Source organism: Gluconobacter sp. GP1 (assembly GCF_032913585.1).
GTDB lineage: Bacteria > Pseudomonadota > Alphaproteobacteria > Acetobacterales > Acetobacteraceae > Gluconobacter > Gluconobacter cerinus.
On the sequence record NZ_JASGXC010000001.1, the window covers coordinates 920,239 to 946,118 of the forward strand.

The following is a 25,880-nucleotide window of genomic DNA, read 5'->3' on the forward strand; positions in this document are numbered from 1 at the left end:
AGAGGGCCTCTCCGATTGTCTGACATGCGCTTTTGTCATTTCACAAGACGATCATTGCTTCCCACGGACAATGTCGCATCATGCATTTTTCCACAATGGCAACATCATCCGGGTGGGATTTATTCTCAGAAGTTCAGATTGGCCTGTAGATAATAATACCCGCCGTTATAGCCAAGTTGCTCGATCTGATAGTCATATTGGAATGCTCCCAGATAACGGAACTCCTTTGGGATGCGGCGTTGCTTTGCATTGCCGACATTATTTCCCCCAAGCGTCAGTCCAAGCTGCGGCAAGACCTGATAGGAGACGGCAAGATTGGTCTCGAACCGCGCCTTATTCACATATCGCATGAAATCAGTGTTCGAGTAGGCCAGTGGCCCTTCGTAATAGGTCAGCGACGATGTGGCATGCCCGTAACGGACTTCATGCACAGAGACACCGAGCTTCTTGTATTGCCACGTTCCACCAAAAATCAGCTTGTTCTTCGGGGTGTAGCTTGTGATGTAGGCCGCCTGCTGAGAGTTGAGAAGGCTATTGCCGTTACCGTCTTTGCCAACATGTGTCAGGTCGGTTTCGTTAAGATTGAGCGCTACGTCCCAGTCAATCTTTCCCCAGTTCTGTAGTCGCGTCTGATAACGCGCTGTGACGTCCAGCCCTCGTGTCCGTGTATTGGCTGCATTCGCATAATAGGATGCTGTCACAGCATTGGATTCAAGTGTGGATGGGACGGAGAAGCCATTCAGACGCAGGGCCTCGATTGCATTGGCTCCGTTATAGACACCAGCGGCCAGAATTCGGTTTTTAATAGCAATCTGATACGCATCAACAGTGATGTGCAATCGCGGCAGAGGATCCAGCGTAAATCCGGCGCTGTAGCTCATCGTATGCTCAGGATGGAGTGGCTTCGCCCCGATCAAACGGGCGCCAGCGGAGTTAACGGGCAAATAGCCTGTCGCATAAGTCGGTGCCACAGACAGGTTGGACCAATGCTCCTGCAAAAGCGACGGCGCACTAAAGCCGTTGGAAATGGTACCCCGCAGAGCGAAATATTTATTGAAATCATAGCGTGTAGAGACCTTACCCGTCTTGGTGTCTCCGGCATCCGTGTAATATTCATACCGGCCCGCAAAGTCGACCTGCCAGTTTTTAAGGGGCCGCGCAGAGAGTTCGACATAGCCTGCCGTCACATCACGGTTGCTCTCACTCGCATTCTGGGGGCTCAGGCCGTGCAGACCCTGCGGTCCCGTGCCATAATATGAGTTGGCATCACCCGCCATAATATCGAATTCGTCATATCGATACTGCGCACCCATCGCGAGATTGATCGGACCAGCAAAAAGAGGCGTGTGGAAACTGCGATGAATTCCGAAATCGTTTGTCCATTGCGTGTTTGTAAACGCCATTTCATGGAACCGAGACGGTGACGCACCTGTCGCAGCATAAAGCGACGGATTGACGGTGTTAAAGAGATCCATGGATGTATGATCACTGCCATACGTCGTACTGAGGTCCCAGTTCCAGCCGAATTTTTCTCCTTTTAGGCCCAACGTTACGCTGTAATCATCTTCCGTAACGCTCTCCTTTGGGCTGAAGCCATTAGGATACATGGGCCAATCCGTGGATGCGACGCGCGCGTCCTGGTAACTCTCGCCGTAGCGATGCCCATACGTTGAAAAGGAATACAGAGACAGATCAGGAAGAAAGTCATACTGCATATTGTAGGACAGAGTTCCCCGATGCTGCCGCGGGTCTCCCTCGTCTTTAAAATCGTATTTTCCGGTACGACTGTCGGGCGAATTCCGGATCGTATGGTCTTGGTATTTGTATTCTGCACTCAGATCGAAAAACCCATGCCCCATCAGGTCAAAACCGGCATTGATCGACTCACCTGATTGAAAGCCATCCCCTGCATACCGACCACCATTCGTGGACTGCATCGTGATGCCAGACTTGCGATGCTTGAGAATGATATTGATGACACCTGCGACAGCGTCCGACCCATAAAGTGCCGCAGCACCGTCCTGAAGGATTTCCACATGATCTATTGCCGAAATCGGGATCATGTCGATATCGACGCCGTTTGATCCTTGCTGCGGCCCGGAATTGTTCGAAAGGACCGAAGTGGAATGCCGACGCTTCCCGTCTACAAGAATAAGGGTATGATTTGGAGATAGGCCACGCAGACGAAGCACATCCACCATGTTGGCATTCCCGATCAGCAGCGGAGCACGCGTCAGAGATGGTGTCAGCTGTGTGAGGGCGTCACGAAGGTCGGACTGACCGGTTCTGGAAATTTCCGCAGACGTCACAACCTGAATAGGGCTGGCACTTTTTCGGACAGTCTGGTGAGGGTCACGCGTTCCTGTAACAATCAGCGTCTCGTCTTCTTTAGGGCGAGAGACATTTTTCTTCTTGGAGGTAATATGAGAACTCGCTTTCTTAGGAGACTGAGCATCTGCGCCATGAAACTTCATATCAGCTGCATAAGCATGCATAGCGACCAACTGGCTCGCCGCACATGTGAGCAACATCACACCAAGAGGAATTGAGAGTTTCTTCATCGCTGATGTTCTTCCCGTCCATCTGCCCCCTGCCCGTCGCCCAATTCAGACATCAGAGAGTTCGGAGCATGTCTCCAGTGATCCTCCGCATTTCGCCGATCACTCTGGAAGAAAACTTAACGGACTTTGAAACGATAACGGAATGTATGTTTTTTTCCGCCCCAGCGTAAGCTGATCTTATCCTTGCTGAAGCGCATCGATATGGAAATTTCAGGCATGATTTCGTGGTTCGGACTATAATAAGTAACCACAAGTAAAAATACTGAAGTTTGCGAGAATAGTACGCTCCTTAGACGTGAACATAAAAATGGAGAGTAGGTTTCACTCCTCCCACCCTCCACTTTTAATGAACATTAAAAGCGAGCGTCAATTCGGCCGAAGTAATATCCGCCAGTCATTGGGACTTGAGCGGAATTAGCATCATAGATTCTCGCTCCATAGTTATTGTTTAGGTCGTTAACCCGACGAGGGCGAATATTGAAAATATTATTCGCTCCCACAGTGAGATGCCAGTGCGAATTGATACGGTATCCGACTTCAAGATCAGTAAGCCACCGTGGCGTATTTTTGAATTGAGCAAAGCACTTATTGGAATACCGTAATGCACTAGCAACACCGTTGCTGACACACTGGGCACTGCTCGGGGTCCAGTCCTGATACGCCAGCATCGCCGTTGTTTCACCATACCGGGTCTGCCGCAGGTTGATATCCCAGTTATCAACCGTCCAGTAAGCATTCAGGATAAGCTTGCTGCGAGGGTAAGACGTCGTGATGTAGCTAGCGCTGGCGGCCGTTAAAAGAGGTGTCGTCACGCCATTGACGGTTGTAGTTCCTACATGGCTCAGGCGCGTCCGGTTTAGATCAAGTGAAGCAGAGAGAGCCAGATTTCCGTAGTTATGCAGATGCAGAAGATAATCAGCCTTTACGTCAAGACCTTGCGTTCGCGTACTGGCCCCGTTCGCAAAATAGTACGTACTGACTGCATTGGGATCGAGGCCAGACGGCAGCACAAAACCTAACTGTTGAACGGCATTAATGGCTGCCTGCCCATTGGTCGAACCGCCCGCAATGATACGATCTCGAACATTGATCTGGTACGCATCGACTTCGACATGAAAGTCTTTCAGAGGCTGCAGAACAAAGCCTCCACTGGCATTTGTGGACCTTTCAGGTTTGAGAGCGGCGGCTCCAAGGGTACGGGCAGATTCAGAACTGACGGGTAATAGGCCGGACACACTGGTTGCGCCAACATTGATGGCACTAAAATGCTGTTCAGCCAGCGTTGGCGCGCGAAACCCGTTACTGATAGTCGCCCGAAGGGCAATGCGCGGCGTGATATCATAGCGCGTCGAAATTTTTCCGTTTTCGGTATTTCCAACGTCCGTATAATGCTCAAAACGACCTGCGAAATCCAAGTCCCAGTTTTTCGTCGGATGGAAGTCACCATCCAGATATCCCGCCCAGATATCGCGGCTCCAGTTTCCCGCATTCTGCGGTTGAAGGCCTACATATCCTGCCATTCCGCCAGCTTCGTAAGAGGGTGGCGTCCCCTCCTCGATTTTGTAGGTCTCAAGGCGATGTTCTGCGCCAAACGCGACAGTGACCGGAACTCGAGAAGCAATGTTGAAGTTTCTCTTGAAATCGAGATTGTTCGTCCATTGCGCCATACGGTACGTTTCAGCGCGCGTTGTCGTGGGAGACCATCCACAGCCATCAGTCGAAAGATAAGGACTTGTGCTTCCAGGGTTCGCTGACCGCACGAGGCAATTGCTGCTCAACATGCCGGCGTTAATACTGTTTTTATCGCCTATATCGTTTTCGTCTGCGCCGTATGTGGTGCTAAGATCCCATGAAAAGCCGAGAAAATTATTCCCTTTAAGACCGAGAGTTGCCGCGTAATCATTTTCTTCAATCGTTTCGAGCGGAGAAAAACCATAAGGGTAGACAGATGGGAGTGTGCTGGGAACGCGATAGTTCTGATAAGATTCAGCATGCCGATGTGCATACGTGATCAAACCATAACCTTCGATACCGTCCGTCAGCTTCTTTCCGAAATCTATACTCAGGTTCTGTCGGGTTTCCTCTGGCGTGCTCGTCACCTTATTTGAATCTTTGGGTACGGAGACTGAGCCCGTATACATTGAAGTGCCCGCGCCTGCGGGCTTGTAATTCAGCAGGCGATGATCTTCAGTATACGGCACCATATGATCCGTATGATACAACTGACCGCTAATGTGCAGGTATCCATCACGCCCCAAAGACAGTCCACCGTCGACGCTGGCCTGATACTGCCACCCGTCGCCGTTATAAGCATTGGCACCAGTCTGAAAACTGGTGTTCAGGCCGTGGTTTGTCTTCTTGGTGATGATATTCACCACGCCTGCGATGGCATCAGATCCGTAAAGCGCCGCCGCACCATCCTCCAAAACCTCGATATGGTCGATCGCGGCGGCCGGAATCATGTTGAGGTCGACCGGCGTCGCCCCGAAGGCAGGCCCCGCATCTGCATAGATATTGGCTGTCGTATGACGTCTCTTGCCATCTACCAGAACAAGAACCTGGTTGGGATTTAGCCCACGCATACGAAAAGCTGATGTCAGAGCTCCCGCATCATTGCCCATGTTGCTGACGTTAATGGAAGAATATGTGCGTGTAATGGCTTGAGCGAGGTTCATTTCTCCAGAACGACGCAACACCTCGGCCGAGATAACGGAAATTGGCGTTGTGCTCTGCCGGGCTTTACGATTTGTGGCGTGTGTTCCCGTGACAATCAGCGTCTCATTGCTGCCAGCCTCAGCAGAATGACCTGGCTTCGTTTTTGCGGAATGCTGCTTTACGGGCGCAGACTTAGCTTTCGAGGAGCCCACAGCATCTTCTGAGTAGGCGCTTGCACTCAAAAGCGACGAAAACAGGCACGAAGTTACAAAGAGGGATTTTCTGATTTTCATGAAGACGTTTTCCAGGCAGGAACCAGCGGTCAGTGAACCAGGCTCTCCTACAGCCAACCTGCTGCGAAAAGGATGAAATAAATATGAAACCGCAGGTTATATTATATAATATTTCTTGATTAATTATCGATTTATATTTCTAAATTAATCCTGATGCTTGCATTTAGCTAGAGAAATACCGGGAGCTCCAACTTTGTCACATTGCAATCGCCGCACTCTACTGCAGACTGCCAGCCTCGTCCTTCCTGCTATCGCCACGATCGGAGCGCGATCGGTTGCACATGCCGCAGAGCTGCAACATGCGCGGCTTAATGTTACAGAAAATCCTTTTGGCCCCTCTCCTGCCGCAAAACGCGCCATTGCACAGAGCATTTCGCAAGCCGCTTACTACGTGGAAGACGAACATGCCCTGCGAGACCTTATTGGAAAGCGGGAAAATCTACCCCGTGAGAAAGTCGCGCTTTCCAACGGCTCATTGGATGCTCTCTCTCTTCTTTGCACCGATATCGGCCTGAAAGGTCATATCATTGCCCCTCAACCCGGATATTCCACTCATTTATCGTATGCTGCACGTCGCGGCGTTAAGACTCGTTTTGTTCCATTGAAAAACCATCAGGTCGATTTGGCGGCCATGAAAAATGCCATCAACTCAGAAACGGCTTTAGTCTATTTATGCAACCCCAATAACCCGACAGGTCAGATGATCCCACACGATCAGCTGACAGCTTTCTGCCGCGACGTTGCAAAAAGCATTCCAGTTATCATTGATGAAGCTTACTTTGAACTGCTTCCCGCCGCAATGCAGCAGACAATGGCCTCACTCGTCCAATCTGATCTGGATATCATCGTGACGCGGACATTTTCAAAAGTCTACGGAATGGCCGGCCTCAGAATTGGATATGTCCTGGCGCAACCAGCACGCGTCCGTCAGCTCTACGGTCTCACAACAACATCTCGCAATCAGCCTGGATACGCCGCGGCAATGGCGTGCCTTGGTGATGAACACTATTTAGCTGGTGCGATTGAATACCTCAAAACCTGCCGAAACATGCTTTACAAGATTTGTGACGAGAACAAACTTTCGTACCTCAATAGCCAAGGAACGTTTGTTTATATCGACACAGAAAGATCCGCCTCGGCTGTAAAAGAAGCGCTGGCACAACGGGGCGTAGATATCCGGACGTTCGATGCTCCGGGTTATGAAACATGGATCCGCGTGGGAACGGCAACGCCAGACGAACTCAAACTTTTCCAGAAGACGTTACCTGCCGTTTTGGCGGCAGTCTCTCGAAGTCCCAAACATGGATAACATAGACAGGCTTCCGAGAAAGCTTAGAGCGTATATGCATTAAAGCTCTACCCTTTTGTGTAATCAGGCCTGCTTTAGCTCTTTGCAGAAGCAGGTCTGAAGTGATCATGATCAACGGGGTGTATAAGCTTATTTTTTAATTCGAGGTGCCTTATCCCGATTATGAACTCCGAAATGAGCTCTGATAACAGGGCTTTCACCCGCATTCTGAGCAATAAAAGACGACCCCCTCTCAACCAATAAATCTCGTCGCTACAAAATTTTTGCTGAACGCCTTGAAAACATACCGTCCGGACGGTATTTGAAAATCTATGGCAAACCTTTCCAAACGCACCAACCGTCCGGAAGCCGTGAAAAGCGACCTTCTGAATGCTGCCGCGCAGATCCTGACAACACGTGGAATTCAGGCCTTCACACTTGAGTTGGTGGCGAAGGAAGCGGGCGTGAGCAAAGGAGGTCTTCTGCATCATTTCAGCAATAAGAAGGCTCTCCTCGATGGTCTTTTCATCCGGGAGATGGAGGCCTTTCGACAGCACATTCTTGCAACGATGCAAAATGACCCCGTCAAAGTCGGCCGTGCTGCACGTGCCTACATTGGCATCGGACAAGCCCCTACATCCGCACCACCAGGCATTATTCGTCATCTTCTGGCTGCCATGCTGATTGATCCACAAATCAGTCAGGAATGGACACACCATTATTGGCAAACCATCAAATCCATTGGACTTTTCGAGAACATCACTACACCCCAGCTTCTAGCGTGCTTAGCGATGGATGGCTTGTCTCTGTGGGATATTCTTGAAACCGATCTCCTAAGCCAGAAGAGCCGCGACGATCTGGAGAAATTCATGATCGAACTTACAGGAAAATCAGAGAAAAATTCCTGAAATGCTTGGGTATCTCTATATTTTCATCACGGTTCTTTCTGAAGTCGCTGCGACCACAGCTCAAAAAGAAACGGATGACTTCACCAAGATAATTCCTACGGCCATTATGGTTGTAGGATACGTTTCGTCATTTATATTTCTCTCACTCTCTCTTCGACTTGTCCCTATGGGAACAGTTTACGCAGGATCAGCCGGGCTTGCTATTGTCATGGCAAATCTCGCTGGCTGGATCTACTTCCGTGAAGGACTGGATTCATCCCAAATTATTGGCATTGTTCTTATTTTACTGGGAATTTCAGTAATAGCCCGTGCGCGGGTGACAGGATGACCCACCTTTCTCTCGTGGAAAATATGCTGCTTGCTCGTTGTCATTTTCCTCGCATCGTTCGGGTCATAGCAACAATACCAGCTCTCTGGCTTGCAGGGTGCAAACCGGCAAATACATCAGCGCCCCCATCAACGTCTCCTTCCGTGCAAACGATGCGAGTACAAAGTGCCGATTTGGAAGCTCAGTCCTTCATTGGCACGTACCAAACAAGGCGCACGATCCCATTGGGCCCAAGCCAAGCGGGCCGGATAGCAACGATAAAAGTTGTTAACGGCCAATATGTGCACCAGGGAGAGGTACTGGTTGGTTTGGAAAATAGGCTCTTACTGGAAGCGGTAGCGCAGGCCCAAGGCGAAGTTGACGCGTCGCGTGCGGATGCAAAGCAAGCTGTGTCCACTCTCAGAAGAAGCCAGGGCTTGGATGTTGCGGGGGGGATTTCAAGCGGGACTTTGGAAGAACGTGCCGCTTTAGCTGAGGCTGCTCAAGGAAAATACAGAGCCTCCATAGCCGCGTTGCATCAAGCTCAAATCCAGCTGGCCGAAGCAGATATACGCGCACCGGAAGATGGGTGGGTCATTAGCGTTTCAGGCGTAGCGGGACGTCTTGAAGATGCAGGAACAGAAGTCTTACGCCTAGCAGCCGGAGAGCCCGATATTCACGTCAAGGTGCCTGCCCGGTCTCACTTTAAGGTTGGTGATGCGGCTGAAGTTACCGATCAATCAGATCAACACGCTCAATTTGTGCATGCAAGCGTCAGAGAACTTGGCCCTGTCGATGAGACCTCCCAAATGCAGGACGTCTACATCCGGCCGGATCATTCTCTTCCCGTGCCCTTAGGCAGTCTCGTCACTGTTGCGTTGGCTCCTCCCGTTCAGCCACACGCAGTTCGCGTTCCTCTCACAGCACTTATCTCGGATGATCAGGACCATGCGCATCTTTGGAGCCTCACAGAAGACAAAGCCCCGCAGCTTGTTCAGACATCTGTCATCATCGTTGGACTAAGAGGGGCAGATGCCCTTGTTGACGGCCTAAAGCCACAAACACGGATTGTCACCAGCGGCGTAGACTCACTCCAAGCAGAAGAACATGTTCATATCTCCAGCATTACAAGTGAACGCTAATGATGGACCGTTTCAACGTCTCCCGCTGGGCTGTTAGCCATCCAGCTTTAATCATTTTCATGATGGTCGGCCTTTTCCTGGCTGGTGGCTACGGCTTTCTGAACCTAGGGCGCGCGGAAGACCCAGCGTTTACCCTTAAAAACATGATTGTTTCGGCACAGTGGCCAGGCGCCAGTGCTGAAAAAATGCAGCGACACGTTGCAGAGCCGCTGGAACAGAGCCTACGAAACATTGAAGCCATCGATATTCTGAGCACCTATTGCGTATCATCAGCCTGTGTCACACAAGTTTACCTGAGAGACGATGAGCACAAAGAAAAGGTTCCAGCAATTTGGCAACAAATTCGCAACAGACTGACGGACCTCGCACCCGACCTTCCAGAGAATGTTACGCTAGCGGCTAATGATGACTACGCAGATGTCTACGGGTATGTTTTTGCCCTAACCGGCGCAGAGAATGCGGCGCTTATTAAAACAGCCGAAACATTGAAGAAAGCATTTCAACGCGTCCACGGCGTTGGAAAAGTTCAGATCAGTGGCGAAGTTCCCCAGCAGATCAATGTTGACCTTGATCTGCAAAAAATTGCTGCCCGAGGACTGGTTCTTGAGGATATCGCACGGTCGCTCCGGCAACGATCAGTTTTAGGGGCTGCCGGGTCAATAGATTTTACAACGACCGTTCCACTGAGCATTTCCGGGAACCTGGAAAGCCTGAAATCTGTCGAAAATACGCCCATAGCTGGCCAGGCTGGCTCGTTACAAGTCAAGGACGTCGCACAGGTTAGCCGCGATTATGCAAGCCCTGTCCCCTCTGTGATCCGGTACGGAGGAAAGCCAGCAGTCATCATTGCTGTCGCGATGTCTTCAGGCGGAGACGGTCTTACCCTGGGTGCCTCACTCCGTAAAATCACAAGCGCATTCGATCTCCCTGCTGGCATGAAATTGACGCAGGTTGAAGACCAAAGCCTTGTGATTGGAGAGGCTGTAAACACGTTTCTAATAAAATTTGCGGTTGCGCTCATCGTTGTTCTTCTGGTGGCTTTCGTAAGTCTGGGATGGAGATCCGGCATCATTGTCGCCTGCTCCGTTCCCCTGACACTCGCTGGCGTCAGCCTTTACATGGGAATGAAGCATATCGGGCTGGATCGCATCTCGCTGGGCGCCCTCATTCTTTCTCTGGGTCTTCTGGTCGATGACGCCATCATCAGCATTGAGGCCATGGTAGTGCAACTGGAACAGGGGAGCAGTCGGGAAGAAGCAGCCTCTTTTGCCTGGACACACACGGCCTTCCCCATGCTGACAGGTACGCTTTTGACTGTTGTCAGCTTTCTGCCTGTCGGCCTGGCCACATCCACGACAGGCGAATATGCCGGTGAAATTTTCTGGGTCAGCGGTGCGGCGCTTCTGTTCAGCTGGATCGTCGCGGTTGTCTTTATTCCGTTTCTAGGTGTTCACCTTCTGCCAGAACCAAAACATACAGCAAACGATATTCCGCAGATTTCTGCGGGAACGACAAAGCTCCAGAAAGTCCTCTTATTCGTTCTGAACTATAAAAAAGCGGTAGCAGCAGGAACGATTGGTCTTCTTGCCCTGGCATGTGGTGGTTTTTTCTTCGTTGATCAGCAGTTTTTCCCACAGTCTGATCGTCCGGAACTCATTGTGGACGTCGCCATGCCCCCCGGTACATCCATCAAAGAAACAGATCAGGCCGTCGGCTTTCTGGAGCGTCATCTCGCCGGTCTCTCCTCGCTGCGTCACATGGAAGCGCATATCGGAGATGGCGCGCCCCGGTTTTATCTTCCTTACGCTCCCGCCACCCCCAGTGCAGCACATGCGACCCTGCTTTTGGTTGCGAAAGATCTGAATGCCCGGGAAGAGCTTGCTCGTCAGATTACGACAATTCCGGTTCCCATCGCCGTACACCTCCATGTGCAGCGCCTGTCCTTAGGCCCTACAGCCGATTTCCCTGTACAGTACCGCATCATCGGCCCTGCCGCAGACAAGCTGCTTACAATCGCCCATGAAGTAAACGGAATCGTCGCTGCGACTGGCGCAGCAGTCTCAGTACAATCCGACTGGGGCAGCAAGGCTCCGACCCTGATGCTGGAAGCAGATCCTGACAAACTGGCACGCTTCCAAATAGACCGTGCCAATCTTGCTGCTCAACTCCAAGCAAGTATTTCTGGTGAAAACGCAGGAGACATTTCTAAAGATCACCATGCCATCCCCGTGATCGTACGAGCAGCGCAAGGCATGCGCTCCGATCCAGGGCAGTGGCAATCCATGCCAATCATGACAGGCGCTGGAATTCTTCCCCTTGGTCAGCTTGGAACAATACAGGTGACAAGTGCCTTTCCGATCATATGGCAGAGAAATGGTGAACTCTGCATGACCGTTCAGTCCGGTGTGACTGGAGATGTACAGCCTTCTCGCGTCCTGCAGCTTGCGGCTCCCGCAATAGATGCGCTCCAGCAAAGGCTTCCGGCAGGTTATCGCATTGAAATCGGTGGAGATGCAGAACTCTCATCAACGGCAAATGACGCAATCTTCGCGCTGTTACCGGTCACAGGCGGCCTGATGCTCTTGTTCCTGATGCTTCAGTTACAGAGTTTCAGCCGTTCTCTACTGGTCATCTTTTCAGCTCCGCTCGGCGTCATCGGCATGGTGGCTGGCCTCTTGATATCTGGTGCGCCCTTCGGATTTGTCGCTTTGCTTGGACTGATTGCTCTCGCGGGCATGATCATGCGCAACACAATTCTTCTCGTTGATCAGATCCAGGCCAACCATACCAACGAGACTTCGCTCCATGATGCAATCATCAAAGCGACGCTACTGCGTGCACGACCGGTCTGCCTAACAGCCATAGCCGCTGTTCTGGCCTTCATCCCGTTAAGCTTCAACGTGTTCTGGGGGCCTATGGCCATTGTCATGATTAGCGGCCTTATCGGCGGCACTCTGCTGACGCTTGTCGCCCTACCTGCGTTTTATGCGCTTCTGTTTGATCGCTCACCGTCAGCATCTAACGGTTCACGTCATGCCTAAACCATATTTTGGATCAAAAACGGCGTTTATCGTCCTGTGTGCAACTATTATTGGCTTGGACGGATGTACCATGGGCCCCAATTTCGTCAGCCCGAAGCCTGTTCTGGCGGATCATTGGCAAAACGCAGCTCCCAACCCGAGCGATCAGCACGCGGCAGCTCAATGGTGGACTGTTTTTAACAGTCCCTGCTTAAATACTCTGATACGTCGTTCCGAAAGCGGCAATCCAGACCTCGCCATGTCGCGTGAGCGGATCAGAGCCGCCCGAATACAGCGTGGCGCCGCATCGGCGGAAAGTCTTCCTACACTGAATGGGCAGGCAGCTTATAGCCGTGAACGGCTTGCCACAGCGGGGGTAGGACAGGTTCTTCAACCACTTCTTGGTCTCTCTTCCAGCACTACGGGCAATGAGCCTGAAGGTGTGTCTTACAACAACTACAACATTGGTGCCGTAGCTTCGTGGGAGCTCGATCTGTGGGGCCACCAACGGCGCTTGCAGGAAGCCGCTGCATCTGAGCTTTTAGCCGTAGAAGCCGACGCAGATGCAATGCGCCTTTCCAATCAGGCTGAAATTGCTCGAACCTATTTCCAATGGCTCGACACGAACGAGCGCCTCGAACGATCAGAAGAAACACTCGACACCGCACAAAAATTACTCTCGATTGCTCAGACAGTGCGTGCACATGGGCTTCTCGCAACTATCGACCTTGATGAGCAAAACACCTTTTACCGCACCGCCCAGGCTGAACGCGACAAACTGGCTGCGCAAAAAGCCTCGCTTTATCGAGCGTTGAGCACCCTTGTTGCAGGCAGACCTGATGCCGCAATGCCAGAGCTTAACGCAAAGACCTCATTGCATGACATCAAAATTCCGGAAATTTCTGCCGGTGTTCCTTCGGAAATAGTGCGTAAGCGCCCTGATATCCGTGCGGCAGAAGCACGCCTTCACGCAGCAACAGCAGTGATCGGTATGGCAAAGGCCGACTTCTACCCGCAGCTCACACTCACGGGCCAATTCAGCCTGGATGCCCTGACAATTGCAGAACTCGGATGGAATGCACGGAATACATCCTTTGGCCCAACCCTCTCCCTTCCTATCTTCAATGGCGGGCGCCTCTCTCGACAGCTGGAACTTCGTCACTCCGAGCAGTGCAGCGCAGGCCTTTATTACCAGAGTACTGTTTTAAACGCATGGGTCGAGGTTGAAAATCTTCTGGCAAGCCGTACACTTCTCCAAGAACGGCACAAAAGCCAGAACTCACTCTCCGAAGAAAAAGAAGAAAAGAGTCAAATTCTTGAAAAACTATATCACCGCGGAGAGATTGCTCAGAAAGATCTATTCACGTCAAAGATTTCAAATATAGAATTTCAGAATGACCGTACAGGAACACTAACTGCAAGACTCATCAATGCAGTAGATCTCACAACAGCATTAGGTCAATAGAATTGAAATCAGGGAAATTTAATATTACTAAAAATGTTACCATGTGATGATCACATCAAGAAATATCGCGGTGTCAGACATGTCGCACTTCAGAAGTACTCGTTGCTCTTGTGTAGATGCATAGACGCTACTCCCCTGCTTTAGCGACAGGGGAATAGCATTCTGTCATTCACAAGGCTGGTTTTGTGCCGCCATGGAGCTCCAACCAGCTCCCCGCAACATCCACCGAAATCGTCGCAGGTTTATAAGCCTCTTTCGGCGCGAGCATGATATTTTCTACGTAAGTCTGAGGGTTTCGATCATACAGCGGAAACCAACTCGACTGGACCTGTATCATGATCCGGTGTCCCGGCAGGAACGTATGATTCACCATCGGCAAGCGCACTGGATAGACCTGCTTCACATTCGCAGGGATCGCTTCGGGGTGCTCAAAACTTTTCCGATACCGCCCGCGAAGAATATTTCCAGAAACCATGAGCTGGTAACCACCCATGGAAGGCTGTTGAGCCACTTCATCTGGGTACACGTCAATCAGCTTCACAACAAAATCGCCGTCTGTTCCTGTCGTGGCTGCAGTCAGATGCATCAACGGCTCACCCGTTACAGTGAATGGCTTCGTCAGAACGTCAGACGTCAGAGACAGAACATCGGACCGCGAAGCAGCGTTACGCTGATCCGTCGCCAGCCACCAGCGCCACTCGGAGCCTGCCTGCCCTTTTGAGATGACAGGACGGGAAACATAGGACACCGGATGTTCAGGATCAGAAACATAACTCAGTTGCCCCGCATTAACCGGAGGCTTGCCGAAGCCAAGTCCATGATCAGGCTGGAAACGCAGGATCGAGCATTGGCTGTCACAATCTGGCGAAGGAAGAGCATCCATAGTCTCCCACTCGTTCTCGCCTGACCGATAAGCCGTCACACGCGCGGGTAACGGGACTGTTCCATCCTTGAGATAATGCGCAAGAAACGGACTCAGGACATGTTTCCGAAAGTACAGCCCGGTATCGGAGTGAAGATCCACTGCCCCCAGCGTACTGGCGGCATGAATTTCACCCCCGTGATTCCACGGCCCCATTGCCAGCCAAAGGTTGGATCGTGCATCGAAATTCTTACGCAACGCGTCGTACATCGCGATGGCGCCATAGTTGTCTTCCTGATCCCAGAGGCTATGAACCAGCATCGTCGGAACCTTCAGACCTTCTTTAGGCAGAAGTCGGTCTAGGGCCTGCAACTGCCACCATGAATCATACGCGGGATGAGCCAGAATCTGCTTGAAAAAGCCGATTTGATCCATACCGCGTGACTTACCAACAGCCCCTGCGGAAACACCGTTCAAGAAGAGCGTGTATGAATCATAAGCGCTATTCCACCATTCGACAGTGTTTTTCCGAGTAGCTCCCTGGTCGTAAATATAGGGCAGCATTTCTTCACGAAACGCACCGTTATGGAACCAGTCGTCCCCCATCCAACCATCAACCATCGGGTTCATCGGCACAGACGCCTTCAATGCCGGATGAGGATGGAACAGAGCTGTGATAGCCGTGTATCCGTCATAGGATACACCGAGAATGCCGACCTTCCCGTTACTTTGCGGAACGTTATGAGTCAGCCATTCGATAGTATCCCACGTATCGGTACTCTCATCGACGTCCGTGCCATTCAGTGGGCCCCGCATCGGGCGGTTCATGACAAAAGCCCCTTCAGAACCGTATTTTCCACGAATGTCCTGAAGAACCCGAATATATCCGCCCTCGGTTATGACATCCGGCATGTTGTCATAACCGGGCAGGATCGACGCTAGATGATTGCTTGAGCCGAGCGATGCCATATGCGCCGCATTGTAAGGAGTACGCGTCATCAGCATTCCAGCGTTTTGCGCACCTTTTGGAACCAGGATAACGGTGTGTAGTTTCACGCCGTCCCGCATCGGAATCATGACGTCTCGACGCGTATAATCGAAACTGGCATCGGAAATATGAAATTCAGCCGGCATGTCCGTGTAGACCGAGCCGTCAGCCTGCTGGGCCAGAGCAGACTGCGAGAAAGCCAGCACACAGGCCGACACCATAAGAATTTTTTTCATAATCGTTCCAGGAATAAAGGACGCGCACGGTGCAGACGGCATGTATATTACACCCGATTGCACCGCACCATCATGTCACATCAGAACTCAGCAGAGACTGTGCCGAAATATTGACGCGGCGCTGCGACGAAGAGATTGGCGTTATTGTCGCCTGAGACTGACGCCGCCCCGTAAATTCCGCCGATGTAGTTAGTGTCAAACAGGTTGGTGATACCGAAGGTGGCTTTTAAATTCTGTGCAAAGCCAACTTTGCCGAAATTATAGGCAAGATTAAGATTTGCCTGCCAATAAGACGGAACATACTGGTCGTTGAGGTAAGTCATCGGACGCGCACCAACGTAATTGACGTTGAAATTAAACATCGCCCGACGCCAAGTATAATTCAAATTCGCCTTATACATGAATTTTGGATAATAGACCTGATGCTTACCCTTCAGGCTATATGTACGACCGCTATAATTAATTGAAGACGTCTGATACTCTGCGTCGTTCCAGCTAAAGCTGTTCGTAATTTCCAGCCCACGAAACGGGCGGATGGTGGCAACGGCATCAGCACCATTCATGGTCTCCCGCCCAACGTTCAGATAAGCGCTGTGTGCGGTCGCAGTGCTACCCTCTGTGATAGACGCCAGTCGATTATAGTAATCGGTATGGTAAAAATCTGCACTTCCCGAGAAAAAGCGGGAATCATATCGATACCCCACGATATAATTCCAGGTTCTCTCTGGCTTGATGACCTTTTTATTCGCATCGAACACGGATTGAGCAGACTGAGACGAATTGCCCAGACCACCCCATGGCGTCGCGCTGGACGTCTGTGAATAGTAGTCGTAGGCACGCAGGTTTTCAGCGATATCCCAGTAAATTTCATGATGATCGAGGAAATGATAATCAAAATTGAAATGAGGCAGGAATGCACCTGACGCTGTCAGCGTACCACTTGCTGCATGACGATAATACGTGTTCCACCCTTCAGCAGCGAGTTGATCTGTATAATCGTTTTTTGTACCGCCATGGGTCGTTTGTGTCAGTGACTTGAAACCGGCAAGCAGCGTCATGCCAGGCATGATCTTCCAGCGATCCTGGAGGAAGAACTGAAACGTGTTGGTATTATAGGCGTCATTATACCATGTGCTGCCGGTCCCTTTTTTGAACCCGGACAGCGGATTATGACCAGTTGTCAGACCGTCTTCATAGAGCATGGAATCATATATCCAGCGGCTATTTTCATACCAGACGCCACTTTCAATATAGTTGTCATGCGGGGCTTCATACGAGAACTTCTGCGTGAACCCCAGTCGTCGCATATCGGCATGTGACATGCCCAGCGCCATGGGAACCCCCGTGACCGACCCGTCCGCCTGCAACGAGGGCGTGCCATAGCTCGGCGATGTCACAAAGTTATTGGTTCCTCCATACAGACCACTGCTGACATTTCCATAAGCAACCGTGTCCGAGTGAATTTTTTCGGAGAGATCGAAATGACCCGTCACGGCCGAAAGATAGGTTCTCTGCACCTGAGAGGCGTCCCATGCATAATCACCAATCTCATCATTGGACAATTTCCCCTCATAACCTGGAGGAACATCCGACGTGTACTGAGCGTAATAGGCCCACTGTTTGGCCTTCTCGTAGTCCGGCTTCAGATAGGTCGTATCGCGTCCCATCTGCCGCCACATGTTTTTGGTGAGCGTCAGATAATTCATCTGCTGGAAATTGCCATAACCGAAGAACCCCGTGAGCTTTCCATGCTCGCCCACAGGCTGAACAATCTTGGCATCAGCCTGTAATTCGCTTTGTCCCCCTGCCCCTTTCCACATGTCCGTGTCAGTGCGCGCAAAAGAGGCATAGAATTTTGTGCCCGTAGAGTTCAGGATACCACTGTCTGCGCGAACATACGTTCTGTAAGCATTGTAGCTACCAAACGTCTGGCTGATTTTGCCGCCCGCCTTGTCCTTCGGATCAGAAGACGTGTACGTCATGGCGCCGCCAAGGTTCTGAGCAGAAAATGAATCCAGCGCCCCGGCGCCCTGCGACATTGTCATGCCGCCAACATCATCCTGGATCATCGCCTGAGTGATTGAGACACCGTTATTATTGGCGAAACCTTGCGTCCCCAATGGTATGCCATCAAGCGTTGCGCCGATCTGCATCTGGGTAAATCCGCGCACATAGAACGTGTTGCCGTAGGTATCGAGACCAAAGGCGTCGGTCGACGTGAAATTCGCACCTGGCGTAGTCATCGCGAGGATCTGCATGGGGTTTGTGCCTTCAACAAACCTGTCCATGACTTTACGCGTGACAGCCACTTCAGGCCCGTGACTCCGTACACGGGACACACTAACCGAAATCGATTCCGGATCAGCACCTTCAACCGTATGATGTCGCTGAGGTTTTGAAGCCGCCTGGGATACAGCTCGCGGCGACGAAGGACGGGCCTTCGTAGTATGGTGCGACTTCGTTGCAGCACCTGCTCCCGTAGACACCACACTTGCAACAACCATGCTGAGGATGCTCGTCGTGAACAGATAACGAGATCTTCTTCTCAGCTTACCTGACGATTTCACAACACACATCCGCCGCACTCCTGGAAAGACTTTGATTAAGTTACGTTACGTGTCCGATATGTTGCGCGTCCATATTGCTTTATTTTCGCAGCTGATAGACTGAGGTTAACTCGTCGTCACCGTTGAGGCCTCGCAAGACCGAAAAATACCGACGAGATCCGAGCATTAAGCTTCTCTGATCAAAAAGTGCCCTCCTTGCGCAATATTTCCCAAATGATTGTAAGAGAGATATGAAGACCCTCTTCCCAGTCAGTGGGTTAATACCGTTACTCGTTTGTTCCCAGGAGAGTATACACCGTGAGATTACGTCAGATCGAAGTCTTCTATGCGATCATGACGACGGGATCGCTCCGAAAAGCCGCAGAAGTCCTGAATGTTTCGCAGCCGGCCGCCAGCAAGGTTCTCCGTTATGCTGAGCATTCTCTTGGCTTCGCATTATTCGAGCGCAAAGGTGGTCGACTTGTCCCCACGCGGGAAGCGCAGATCATGCTTCCTCATGTGAATGCCATTTTCGGCAAACTTTCTGACCTGCGGCGCCTTACCCATAACCTGCGCTATGCCCGGGCAGGGCATTCCATCAGTATCGGGTGCGTGCCAAGCCTGGGCCTGAGCCTCATCCCCCGTGTGGTCCGCAGTTATTGTGCTGATCATCCCGATACAGAGGTCACGATTGATGCACTGCATGGCTCAGAGATCGTCTCACGAATTTTCAACCATGATCTCGATCTTGGCGTTGTATTTGGCAACTACTCACGAGAAGGCCTGACGGCCCAGCACATTGGCGACATCCCCTTGGTCCTGATTGATAAAGAGAAGGATCAAGGCCCCGTAGCACTGACAGATATTGATCAGAACCGTTATCTCGGCTTGTCCGAGAAAGATCCGACTGCTGACCTGCTTGATATGGCGCTTGACGAAGCAGGCATATCCGCCACCCCAGCCATTCGAGTGCGGACGCATTTCATGGCGGCAGAACTCGTTCGGTTAGGTGTTGGGTGCGCGATCGTAGATGCGCTGACAGTCCTGCATCATCCGGGGCTTCCCCGCCCTTGCACACTCTCTCCCCCTCTCAGCATCAAATGTACAGTCCTTTACCGCGCGGATTATGCTCTTTCACATATTTCGCGCGATATTCTCGGCCTTTTAAGGCACGAACTCGACAAAGATCTGCAGGATTTGGAAGCAATGGTTTAGCCTTAGGTTATCACCTACGTATATCTCGTCACGGGACACTCCCCTGATTCCATGCTTTATTTCTCTTATCTGACACAGAGGTTCGTTTCTGGACCAATATAAGATGAGAGTTTTCGAGCCGTTATGAACAAGCGTCGCGCCCTGTATGGAACTGCTCTTCTCGCAGGGGCGCTGATGCTCCATCCGGCATATAGAGTTCAAGCCGCAGAGCTACCGTCTGGGTTAACGGCTCCATATATCGATGCATCTGTAGAGCAGGCACGTAAGGCTTTTAACGTGCCTGGTATTGCTGTCGCTGTCGTGCAGGATGGAAAAATCGTTTTCAAGCGCGGTTACGGACGCCGCGCGGAGGATGTCCATAGCGCGCCTGTGGATAGCAGCACCCTGTTTGCCATTGGGTCGAATACAAAGGAATTCACGGCCACCGCTCTGGCCCAGCTTGTAGATGCCGGGAAGCTGAAGTGGGATGATCGTGTTATTGATCACCTGCCGGAATTTCGTGTTTCGGACCCATGGATCACACGCGATTTCCGTGTCTCAGACCTGCTGACTCACCACAGCGGCATGGGTCTTGGCGCGGGAGACCTGATGCTCTTCTCCCACAGCACATTCACCCGCAAAGACGTTTTGGCTGGGCTTGCATATATGCCTTTTACGGCTCCTTTCCGGAAGGAGTACGCCTACAACAATCTGCTTTATGTCGTGGCTGGTGCGCTTGTGGAACGGGTAACAGGCCATAGCTGGGAAGATGTCGTCCAGACCCGCCTCGTCGACGCATCTGGGCTGGCAGCATGCCAGTCAACACCACCATATAAGGGCGAGACAGACGTTGCGACCGGCCAAGGGGATCACACACACCTACCCGAAAAGGCAGCTCGCCGTTTTCCAGCAGTTGGTCCGGCGGGCAGCATATGGTGTAGCGCAGAAGGCATGGCGCGTTGGGCTCAGATCTATCTTGGAGGAGGACAAACGCCAGAAGGAAAGCGCATTTTCAGCAGCGAGAGCCGCGACACGCTTTGGGCGCCCCATGCTCTTCTTCCCTTGCCAGACATGGCGGCTTTAACCGGAACGCATTTTCGCGCCTATGGCTACGGGTGGTTCATGGAGGACTTCTTCGGGCACAAGCGCGTCTGGCATACCGGCACGATCGGAGGAATGGTCAGTTACGTCACGTTCCTGCCGGAACTGAAAAGTGCCGTTGTGATCCTGACCAATCATGATGACCACAATGCAACCTACGCCCTGGCGACCACATTGAGCGCGCGCATCGCAACCGGTCACAGTGCTGACTGGATCAGTTACTGGAAACACGAGGAAGACGAAGCAAAAGCGCACGATAGCGTAGCTGCGACTACGACTGGTCCCGGATCGCCTGCTCGTCCTTTCGTGACACTCCAGACGTCACAGCGACAGGACTATATCGGCGACTATCTGGATAACTGGCGCGGACCAATCTCCGTGACTGAGCACGGTCAAGACCTGCGTCTAACATTTTCCAAGGCCGATGGCCTGGCGGGGACCTTAAAGGCTCTTCCGCATGACCTGTTCGTCGTACGCTGGGATAACCGCGAGGAAGACAGCGAAGATGACGCGTATGTCCAGTTTGAACGCGATGTCACGGGCAAAGTGACGAGTATGAAGATGCAGCTTTTAGGGTCTGACTTCAGTTTCGATGCACAGGACCTCCACCCCCGTAAAGTAGAGACAGCGCACGGAGAGGCACATCCGTGAAACAGCATATTGCGGTTATCGGCGGTGGCGTCATCGGGCTTTCGACGGCTTATGCCCTCATCCGAGCGGGCCATCGCGTAACTCTGATCGAACAGAGCGCAGATGTCGGCCTGGGAGCAAGCTATGCCAATGGCGGTCAGCTCAGCTACCGCTACGTCACCCCTCTAGCTGATGCTGGTATTCCGCGTCAGGCGCTGCGCTGGATGCTGAAATCCGGGTCTCCGGTCTCCCTTCGTCTTCGGGCCGATCCGAAACAGTGGCGCTGGATGCTGTCCTTTCTCTCCGCCTGCACTCGCACAACAAACCGTCGAAATGCAAAAGTGCTTTTACAACTGGGCTTGGAAGGACAGGCCGAGATGAAAATATGGCGCGAAGAGGGATTGAAAGGTTTCCTTTGGCGACAACCAGGGAAGCTTGTCCTCTATCGGAATGAAGCCGTTTTCAGGAAAGCCGTATCAGGAATACAGAACACAACCTTGGAACGGGCCCTTTCTCCTGCCGAATGCGCTGAGATAGAGCCAGCTTTCGCTCACCTGACACCAGATCTCGCAGGAGGCATTTTCTCCCCCGAAGATGAGGTCGCGGACAGCCACCTCTTCTGCAAGGCCTTAAAGACAGCTCTTCTGGACGCACCTGGATTTCAATACCTTCAGGAAAAAGCCACGCTCGCACCTGACACGAACAACACGTGCATGCTGATTGTCGGCGGCCGACATCTTGAAGCAGATCAGATTGTCCTGGCTGCGGGCCTGAACTCACGCAAGCTCGCTGCCCCGCTGGGCATCCATCTACCTCTTTATGGCCTGAAGGGTTACAGCCTTACACTCCGCCCCTCACCCAAGACGCTACCGTCTGTGAGCGTTACCGACTACGACAACCGAGTAGTCTATGCACGCCTTGGCGACGCACTGCGTGTTGCCGCGATGGTCGATATCGGGGCGGAAGATACATCTCTTAACCCAAAGCGTCTCGCATCGCTGCGCGCCCTCGTACGGCAAACGCTCCCGCAGGCAAGCACAGATCATAGCCCTGACTCTCCATGGGCCGGTCTACGGCCTGCCACTCCCACGGGTGTCCCCATTATCGGCCGGAGCAAATGTGACAACCTTCTGCTCAATGTAGGTCATGGCGCGCTCGGCTTCACACTTGCTGCCGGTTCAGCAGCGCGGATCGCCCAATTAGTCGCCGCCGTTCATACCGATGGAGTTCAGAAATGAATGCACACCTACGTCGTCGACTTTCTGCATTCCTGCTTATGGCAAGCGCTGGCACAGCATATGCCGTTCCCCCTGCTGCCACAGACGCACTGCTGACGCACACGTTAACAAATGGGGAGGCCCGCCCGCTGGCAGCACTCGCCGCACTGCGCATCCATAATGGTGCCGTGTCCTACCGATATGTGGGCGGTTTTGCGCGCAAAAATGGCGCTGAAGTCACCCCCGCCCATTCAGATACCCTGTTTCGCATCGCATCTGTCTCGAAATTCGTTACGACGATCGGTCTGATGCAACTGGTGGATCAAGGGAGGATCGATTTGGACGCCGATGCCTCCAAGTACCTTGGCTTCCAGCTTCGGAACCCTGGTTTTCCAGATACACCGATTACAACACGCATGCTGCTCAGCCATACGTCAAGCATCGCAGACGCAGACGACTATGTAATACCCGCAGATCACACCGTTTCAGAATTTTTCGATGCGTCCCGCCGCCCGGGAGCCGCAAACTACCACTTCCTGCCCGGACGGAAGCCGGGGTCATGGTTCAGCTATTGTAATCTGTGTTACGGCTTGGTCGGCACCATAATCGAGCGGGTGAGCGGAGAGCGCTTCGATCTTTACCAGCAAAAGCACGTGCTAACGCCACTTGGTATTGATGGCAGCTATGACCCGGCGCTTCTTTCCCATCCTGAACGTCTCGCAACGCTCTATCATCATACCGCCACTGGCTACGAAGCCGCCAAAGACAGTGACACGCATTTCGCTCCAGAAGCCTCCGCCCAATATCGGATCGGGACGAACGCCACGATTTTTTCACCACAAGGTGGCCTCCGTATTTCCCTTGATGGTCTCTATCGTCTGTCGCAGTTCGTGTTCGGAAACGGGACGCTTCAGGGGGTGAAAGTCCTTTCCTCCCAGTCGCTTCAGGCGATGCTGCATTCGGGCTGGCATTACGATGGTCATAATGGCGAAGGACCTTATCCCATCGCAAGCTACGGTCTGGCGACCATTCAGTTGACCGGCGCGCGCGACCCATCAGGGCACCCGACAACCCCATGGCGTGGCTATCAAGGCGGCCTGGTTGGGCACCTTGGGGATGCTTACGGTTTGAGGTCCGGGTTCTGGCTCAATCCGGCAACGCGCGATGGCTATCTGTTCATTGCCGATGGTTTTCCTGAGGACGGCAAGGAAAAGCCAGGAAAAATATCGTCTTTTACCAATGTCGAAGAAGAGATTTTTAGCGCGCTTTCAAACACAGGGTCTGTTTCAGGAACGGTTCAATGAAGATTACCATGCCCCATAGCCGCACATGCGCGTTGGTCTTGTCACTTCTCTCATGCACATCCTGGACAGCACACGCTCAGGACGACGCATCGACGCAGTCACGCCTTTCCAACTTAATGGCAATGCCATTTGCGACGGATATGGTAGGAGCCAAGCACGCGCAGCGTCTGGCATGGGTAGAACAACGCAAAGGCGTGCGTAACGTCATGATCTCGGATGCCGGGAACGCTCCCCATCAGGCCACAACCTACTTAAAGGATGACGGAACCTCCCTTTGGGGCCTGGCGCTCACACCGGAGGGCAAGGCCCTGGCTTATGTAGAGGGCGGCGATCCAGAAGCCCTCACAGCCCCTGCTCCCAACCCGGAAAATGCCGCCTATCGCCCTACGGCCACAGTCCATGTCGTTCGCGATGGCAAACAAAACACCATTGCAGGACAGGGCTATCTTCCGAAGTTCTCTCCCGACGGGCGGCAACTCGCTTTTGCACAAGGAGGCACTCTGCTGCTCGGGGCAACCGGCTCTTCTGCCCGGGCGGTCATGACTACGGACGGAACGATCACGGCCCTCCATTGGTCCCCGGATGGCACGTTTGTCGCATTGGAGATCAATCGTGGTTCACACGGCCTGATCGCGTTATGGGACACGAAGCACAGCGTTCTCAGCTTTATTCCGCCAGGTTTAGGGTTCGACCGGCTACCGACATTCTCACCTGACAGCAAGCATCTTGCTTTCGTCCGTGTACAGCAACCTCCATTACTGACGCGTACAGAAAACGGCCGGTTCTGGTCCCTCCATAGCTACGACCTGACAAGCGGTGCAGAACAACTGCTCTGGACACCACCAAAAGGGCCTGGAAGCAGGTTTTGGGCAGCAGACGACCTTGATCTTACATGGACGCCAGACGGGCGCATCCTGTTTCCTTGGGAGGGAAGCGGCTGGCTTCGGATCTGCGCCATTTCTGCTGCTGGCGCTGTCACGCCGCAATGTTTAACCCCCGAACAAGCCGAGGTTTCATCCTATCTCCTGTCATCCGACGGTAAGTCGCTTTTCTATACCTCCAATGTCGGGGAGCTCGATCACTGGCGCGTATGGTCCAAGCCGTTGGACGGGAATGCAGCCGCTCTGACGGATGCAACAGAAGAAGCAGGCTCGCTTGCTATGGCTGGCGAGGACCTGGCAGTGATGGTCACAAGCGCCACCCAGACGGCTCACCCTATCCTTCGCCACGAGGGACAATGGAGAGCGCCGGTAACGCCGACACTTCCTAAAGATACCAACTTCGTTGCACCGCAGAGTGTGCAGTTTCGCAGCGAAGACGGAACTAACATCCACGGTCAGCTTTTCCTTCCACCGACTGAAATGCATGGACCTCATTCAGCGCTGGTGTTCGTCCACGGCGGGCCTAATCGGCAGATGATTCCGGCCTTCAATGCCATGGGATACTATTCCAACGCTTACATGATGAACCAGACACTCGCATCACACGGTTACGTCGTGTTGTCCGTGAACTATCGCAGCGGTACGGGCTATGGACAGGCGTTTCGTGAGGCCGACAAAATAGGAAGCGCGGGAGCCAGCGAATACCAGGATGTCCGTGCCGCCGCGCAGTATCTGCGAGCAAGACCAGACGTAGCATCGAAGCATATCGGGATCTGGGGCGGAAGCTGGGGTGGCTACCTTGTCGGATTAGCACTGGCCCGCGATAGTGGGTTGTTCGCTGCCGGTGCAGACTTCCATGGCGTCCATGACATGACAGAGCCAGATCATCCCGGTCTGTCCCCTGAAGAAAACCGCAAGCAACACGAAACGGAATGGCGCTCGTCCCCTCTGGCAGACATCGCGCACTGGCGCGCGCCGGTCCTGCTTGTCCACGGGGATGACGATCATGACGTGGAATTTGAGCAATCGGTGTTGCTGTCCAAGGCATTAACTGCGTCAAGTGTGACGCACGAGGATCATATATTCCCAGGTGAACGACACGAATTTCTTCGGCAGCAAGACTGGCTGAAAGCATACGGCTGGACCATTCGATTTTTTGATCACTATCTCGAAAACGCTGAGGTGCCGTAGAGCGGCTTACCCCACAACAGATATTATCTGGATATTTTCACGCAAACTGTGAGCACGCCTAGAAAAAATCGACTTTGATATACCTGTTCGC

15 protein-coding genes are annotated in these 25,880 nt (G+C 52.5%); 11 read left to right on the forward strand and 4 right to left on the reverse strand.

The features are described from left to right. Positions 1-125: 125 nt before the first annotated feature. Both R5H23_RS04115 and R5H23_RS04120 read right to left on the reverse strand, forming a co-directional pair. Complete coding sequence (locus R5H23_RS04115) at positions 126-2,561, reverse strand: TonB-dependent receptor (protein ID WP_317214477.1); 2,436 nt, start codon at positions 2,559-2,561, stop codon at positions 126-128. Between the two features lie 353 nt (positions 2,562-2,914). Then, positions 2,915-5,509, reverse strand: coding sequence for a TonB-dependent receptor (locus R5H23_RS04120; protein ID WP_317214479.1), 2,595 nt, complete (start codon positions 5,507-5,509; stop codon positions 2,915-2,917). Positions 5,510-5,702: 193 nt separating this feature from the next. On the opposite strand from R5H23_RS04120, the gene R5H23_RS04125 reads away from it, so the two are divergent. The 6 genes from R5H23_RS04125 to R5H23_RS04150 all read left to right on the forward strand — a co-directional run bounded on the left by R5H23_RS04125 (position 5,703) and on the right by R5H23_RS04150 (position 13,639). Further along, positions 5,703-6,818: a pyridoxal phosphate-dependent aminotransferase gene (locus R5H23_RS04125; RefSeq protein WP_408874326.1), complete on the forward strand. Its 1,116-nt coding sequence runs from the start codon at positions 5,703-5,705 to the stop codon at positions 6,816-6,818. Positions 6,819-7,129: 311 nt separating this feature from the next. Beyond that, a complete protein-coding gene (locus R5H23_RS04130; RefSeq protein WP_215766337.1) occupies positions 7,130-7,705 on the forward strand; it encodes a TetR/AcrR family transcriptional regulator in 576 nt (191 codons plus the stop codon). Position 7,706: 1 nt separating this feature from the next. Next, the gene (locus tag R5H23_RS04135; RefSeq protein WP_317214480.1) at positions 7,707-8,033 is read left to right on the forward strand and encodes an SMR family transporter; all 327 of its coding nucleotides are present in this window, start codon (positions 7,707-7,709) and stop codon (positions 8,031-8,033) included. A gap of 152 nt (positions 8,034-8,185) precedes the next feature. Next, complete coding sequence (locus R5H23_RS04140; protein ID WP_317214613.1) at positions 8,186-9,154, forward strand: efflux RND transporter periplasmic adaptor subunit; 969 nt, start codon at positions 8,186-8,188, stop codon at positions 9,152-9,154. After that, positions 9,154-12,195, forward strand: coding sequence for an efflux RND transporter permease subunit (locus tag R5H23_RS04145; protein WP_317214481.1), 3,042 nt, complete (start codon positions 9,154-9,156; stop codon positions 12,193-12,195). The genes R5H23_RS04140 and R5H23_RS04145 overlap by 1 nt, the downstream gene beginning before the upstream one ends. Continuing rightward, on the forward strand, positions 12,188-13,639 hold the full coding sequence (locus tag R5H23_RS04150) for an efflux transporter outer membrane subunit (RefSeq protein ID WP_317214482.1): 1,452 nt from the start codon (positions 12,188-12,190) through the stop codon (positions 13,637-13,639). The genes R5H23_RS04145 and R5H23_RS04150 overlap by 8 nt, the downstream gene beginning before the upstream one ends. A 169-nt stretch (positions 13,640-13,808) precedes the next feature. On the opposite strand, the gene R5H23_RS04155 is transcribed toward R5H23_RS04150, so the two are convergent. Beyond that, positions 13,809-15,725, reverse strand: a complete 1,917-nt coding sequence (locus R5H23_RS04155; protein ID WP_317214483.1) for a CocE/NonD family hydrolase — start codon at positions 15,723-15,725, stop codon at positions 13,809-13,811. Positions 15,726-15,805: 80 nt separating this feature from the next. Next, a complete protein-coding gene (locus R5H23_RS04160) occupies positions 15,806-18,301 on the reverse strand; it encodes a TonB-dependent receptor domain-containing protein (protein ID WP_317214484.1) in 2,496 nt (831 codons plus the stop codon). A gap of 288 nt (positions 18,302-18,589) precedes the next feature. On the opposite strand from R5H23_RS04160, the gene R5H23_RS04165 reads away from it, so the two are divergent. From R5H23_RS04165 to R5H23_RS04185, 5 genes are all read left to right on the forward strand, one after another. Then, on the forward strand, positions 18,590-19,486 hold the full coding sequence (locus R5H23_RS04165; protein WP_099212769.1) for a LysR family transcriptional regulator: 897 nt from the start codon (positions 18,590-18,592) through the stop codon (positions 19,484-19,486). 123 nt (positions 19,487-19,609) lie between these two features. Then, positions 19,610-21,217: a serine hydrolase gene (locus tag R5H23_RS04170; RefSeq protein ID WP_317214486.1), complete on the forward strand. Its 1,608-nt coding sequence runs from the start codon at positions 19,610-19,612 to the stop codon at positions 21,215-21,217. Continuing rightward, positions 21,214-22,434 carry an FAD-dependent oxidoreductase gene (locus tag R5H23_RS04175; protein WP_317214487.1) on the forward strand — a complete coding sequence of 407 codons (1,221 nt, stop codon included), beginning with the start codon at positions 21,214-21,216 and terminating at the stop codon, positions 22,432-22,434. Before R5H23_RS04170 ends, R5H23_RS04175 begins: the two co-directional genes overlap by 4 nt. Continuing rightward, the gene (locus R5H23_RS04180) at positions 22,431-23,717 is read left to right on the forward strand and encodes a serine hydrolase domain-containing protein (RefSeq protein ID WP_317214489.1); all 1,287 of its coding nucleotides are present in this window, start codon (positions 22,431-22,433) and stop codon (positions 23,715-23,717) included. The genes R5H23_RS04175 and R5H23_RS04180 overlap by 4 nt, the downstream gene beginning before the upstream one ends. Beyond that, complete coding sequence (locus tag R5H23_RS04185) at positions 23,714-25,789, forward strand: prolyl oligopeptidase family serine peptidase (protein ID WP_317214490.1); 2,076 nt, start codon at positions 23,714-23,716, stop codon at positions 25,787-25,789. The genes R5H23_RS04180 and R5H23_RS04185 overlap by 4 nt, the downstream gene beginning before the upstream one ends. Positions 25,790-25,880: the final 91 nt, after the last annotated feature.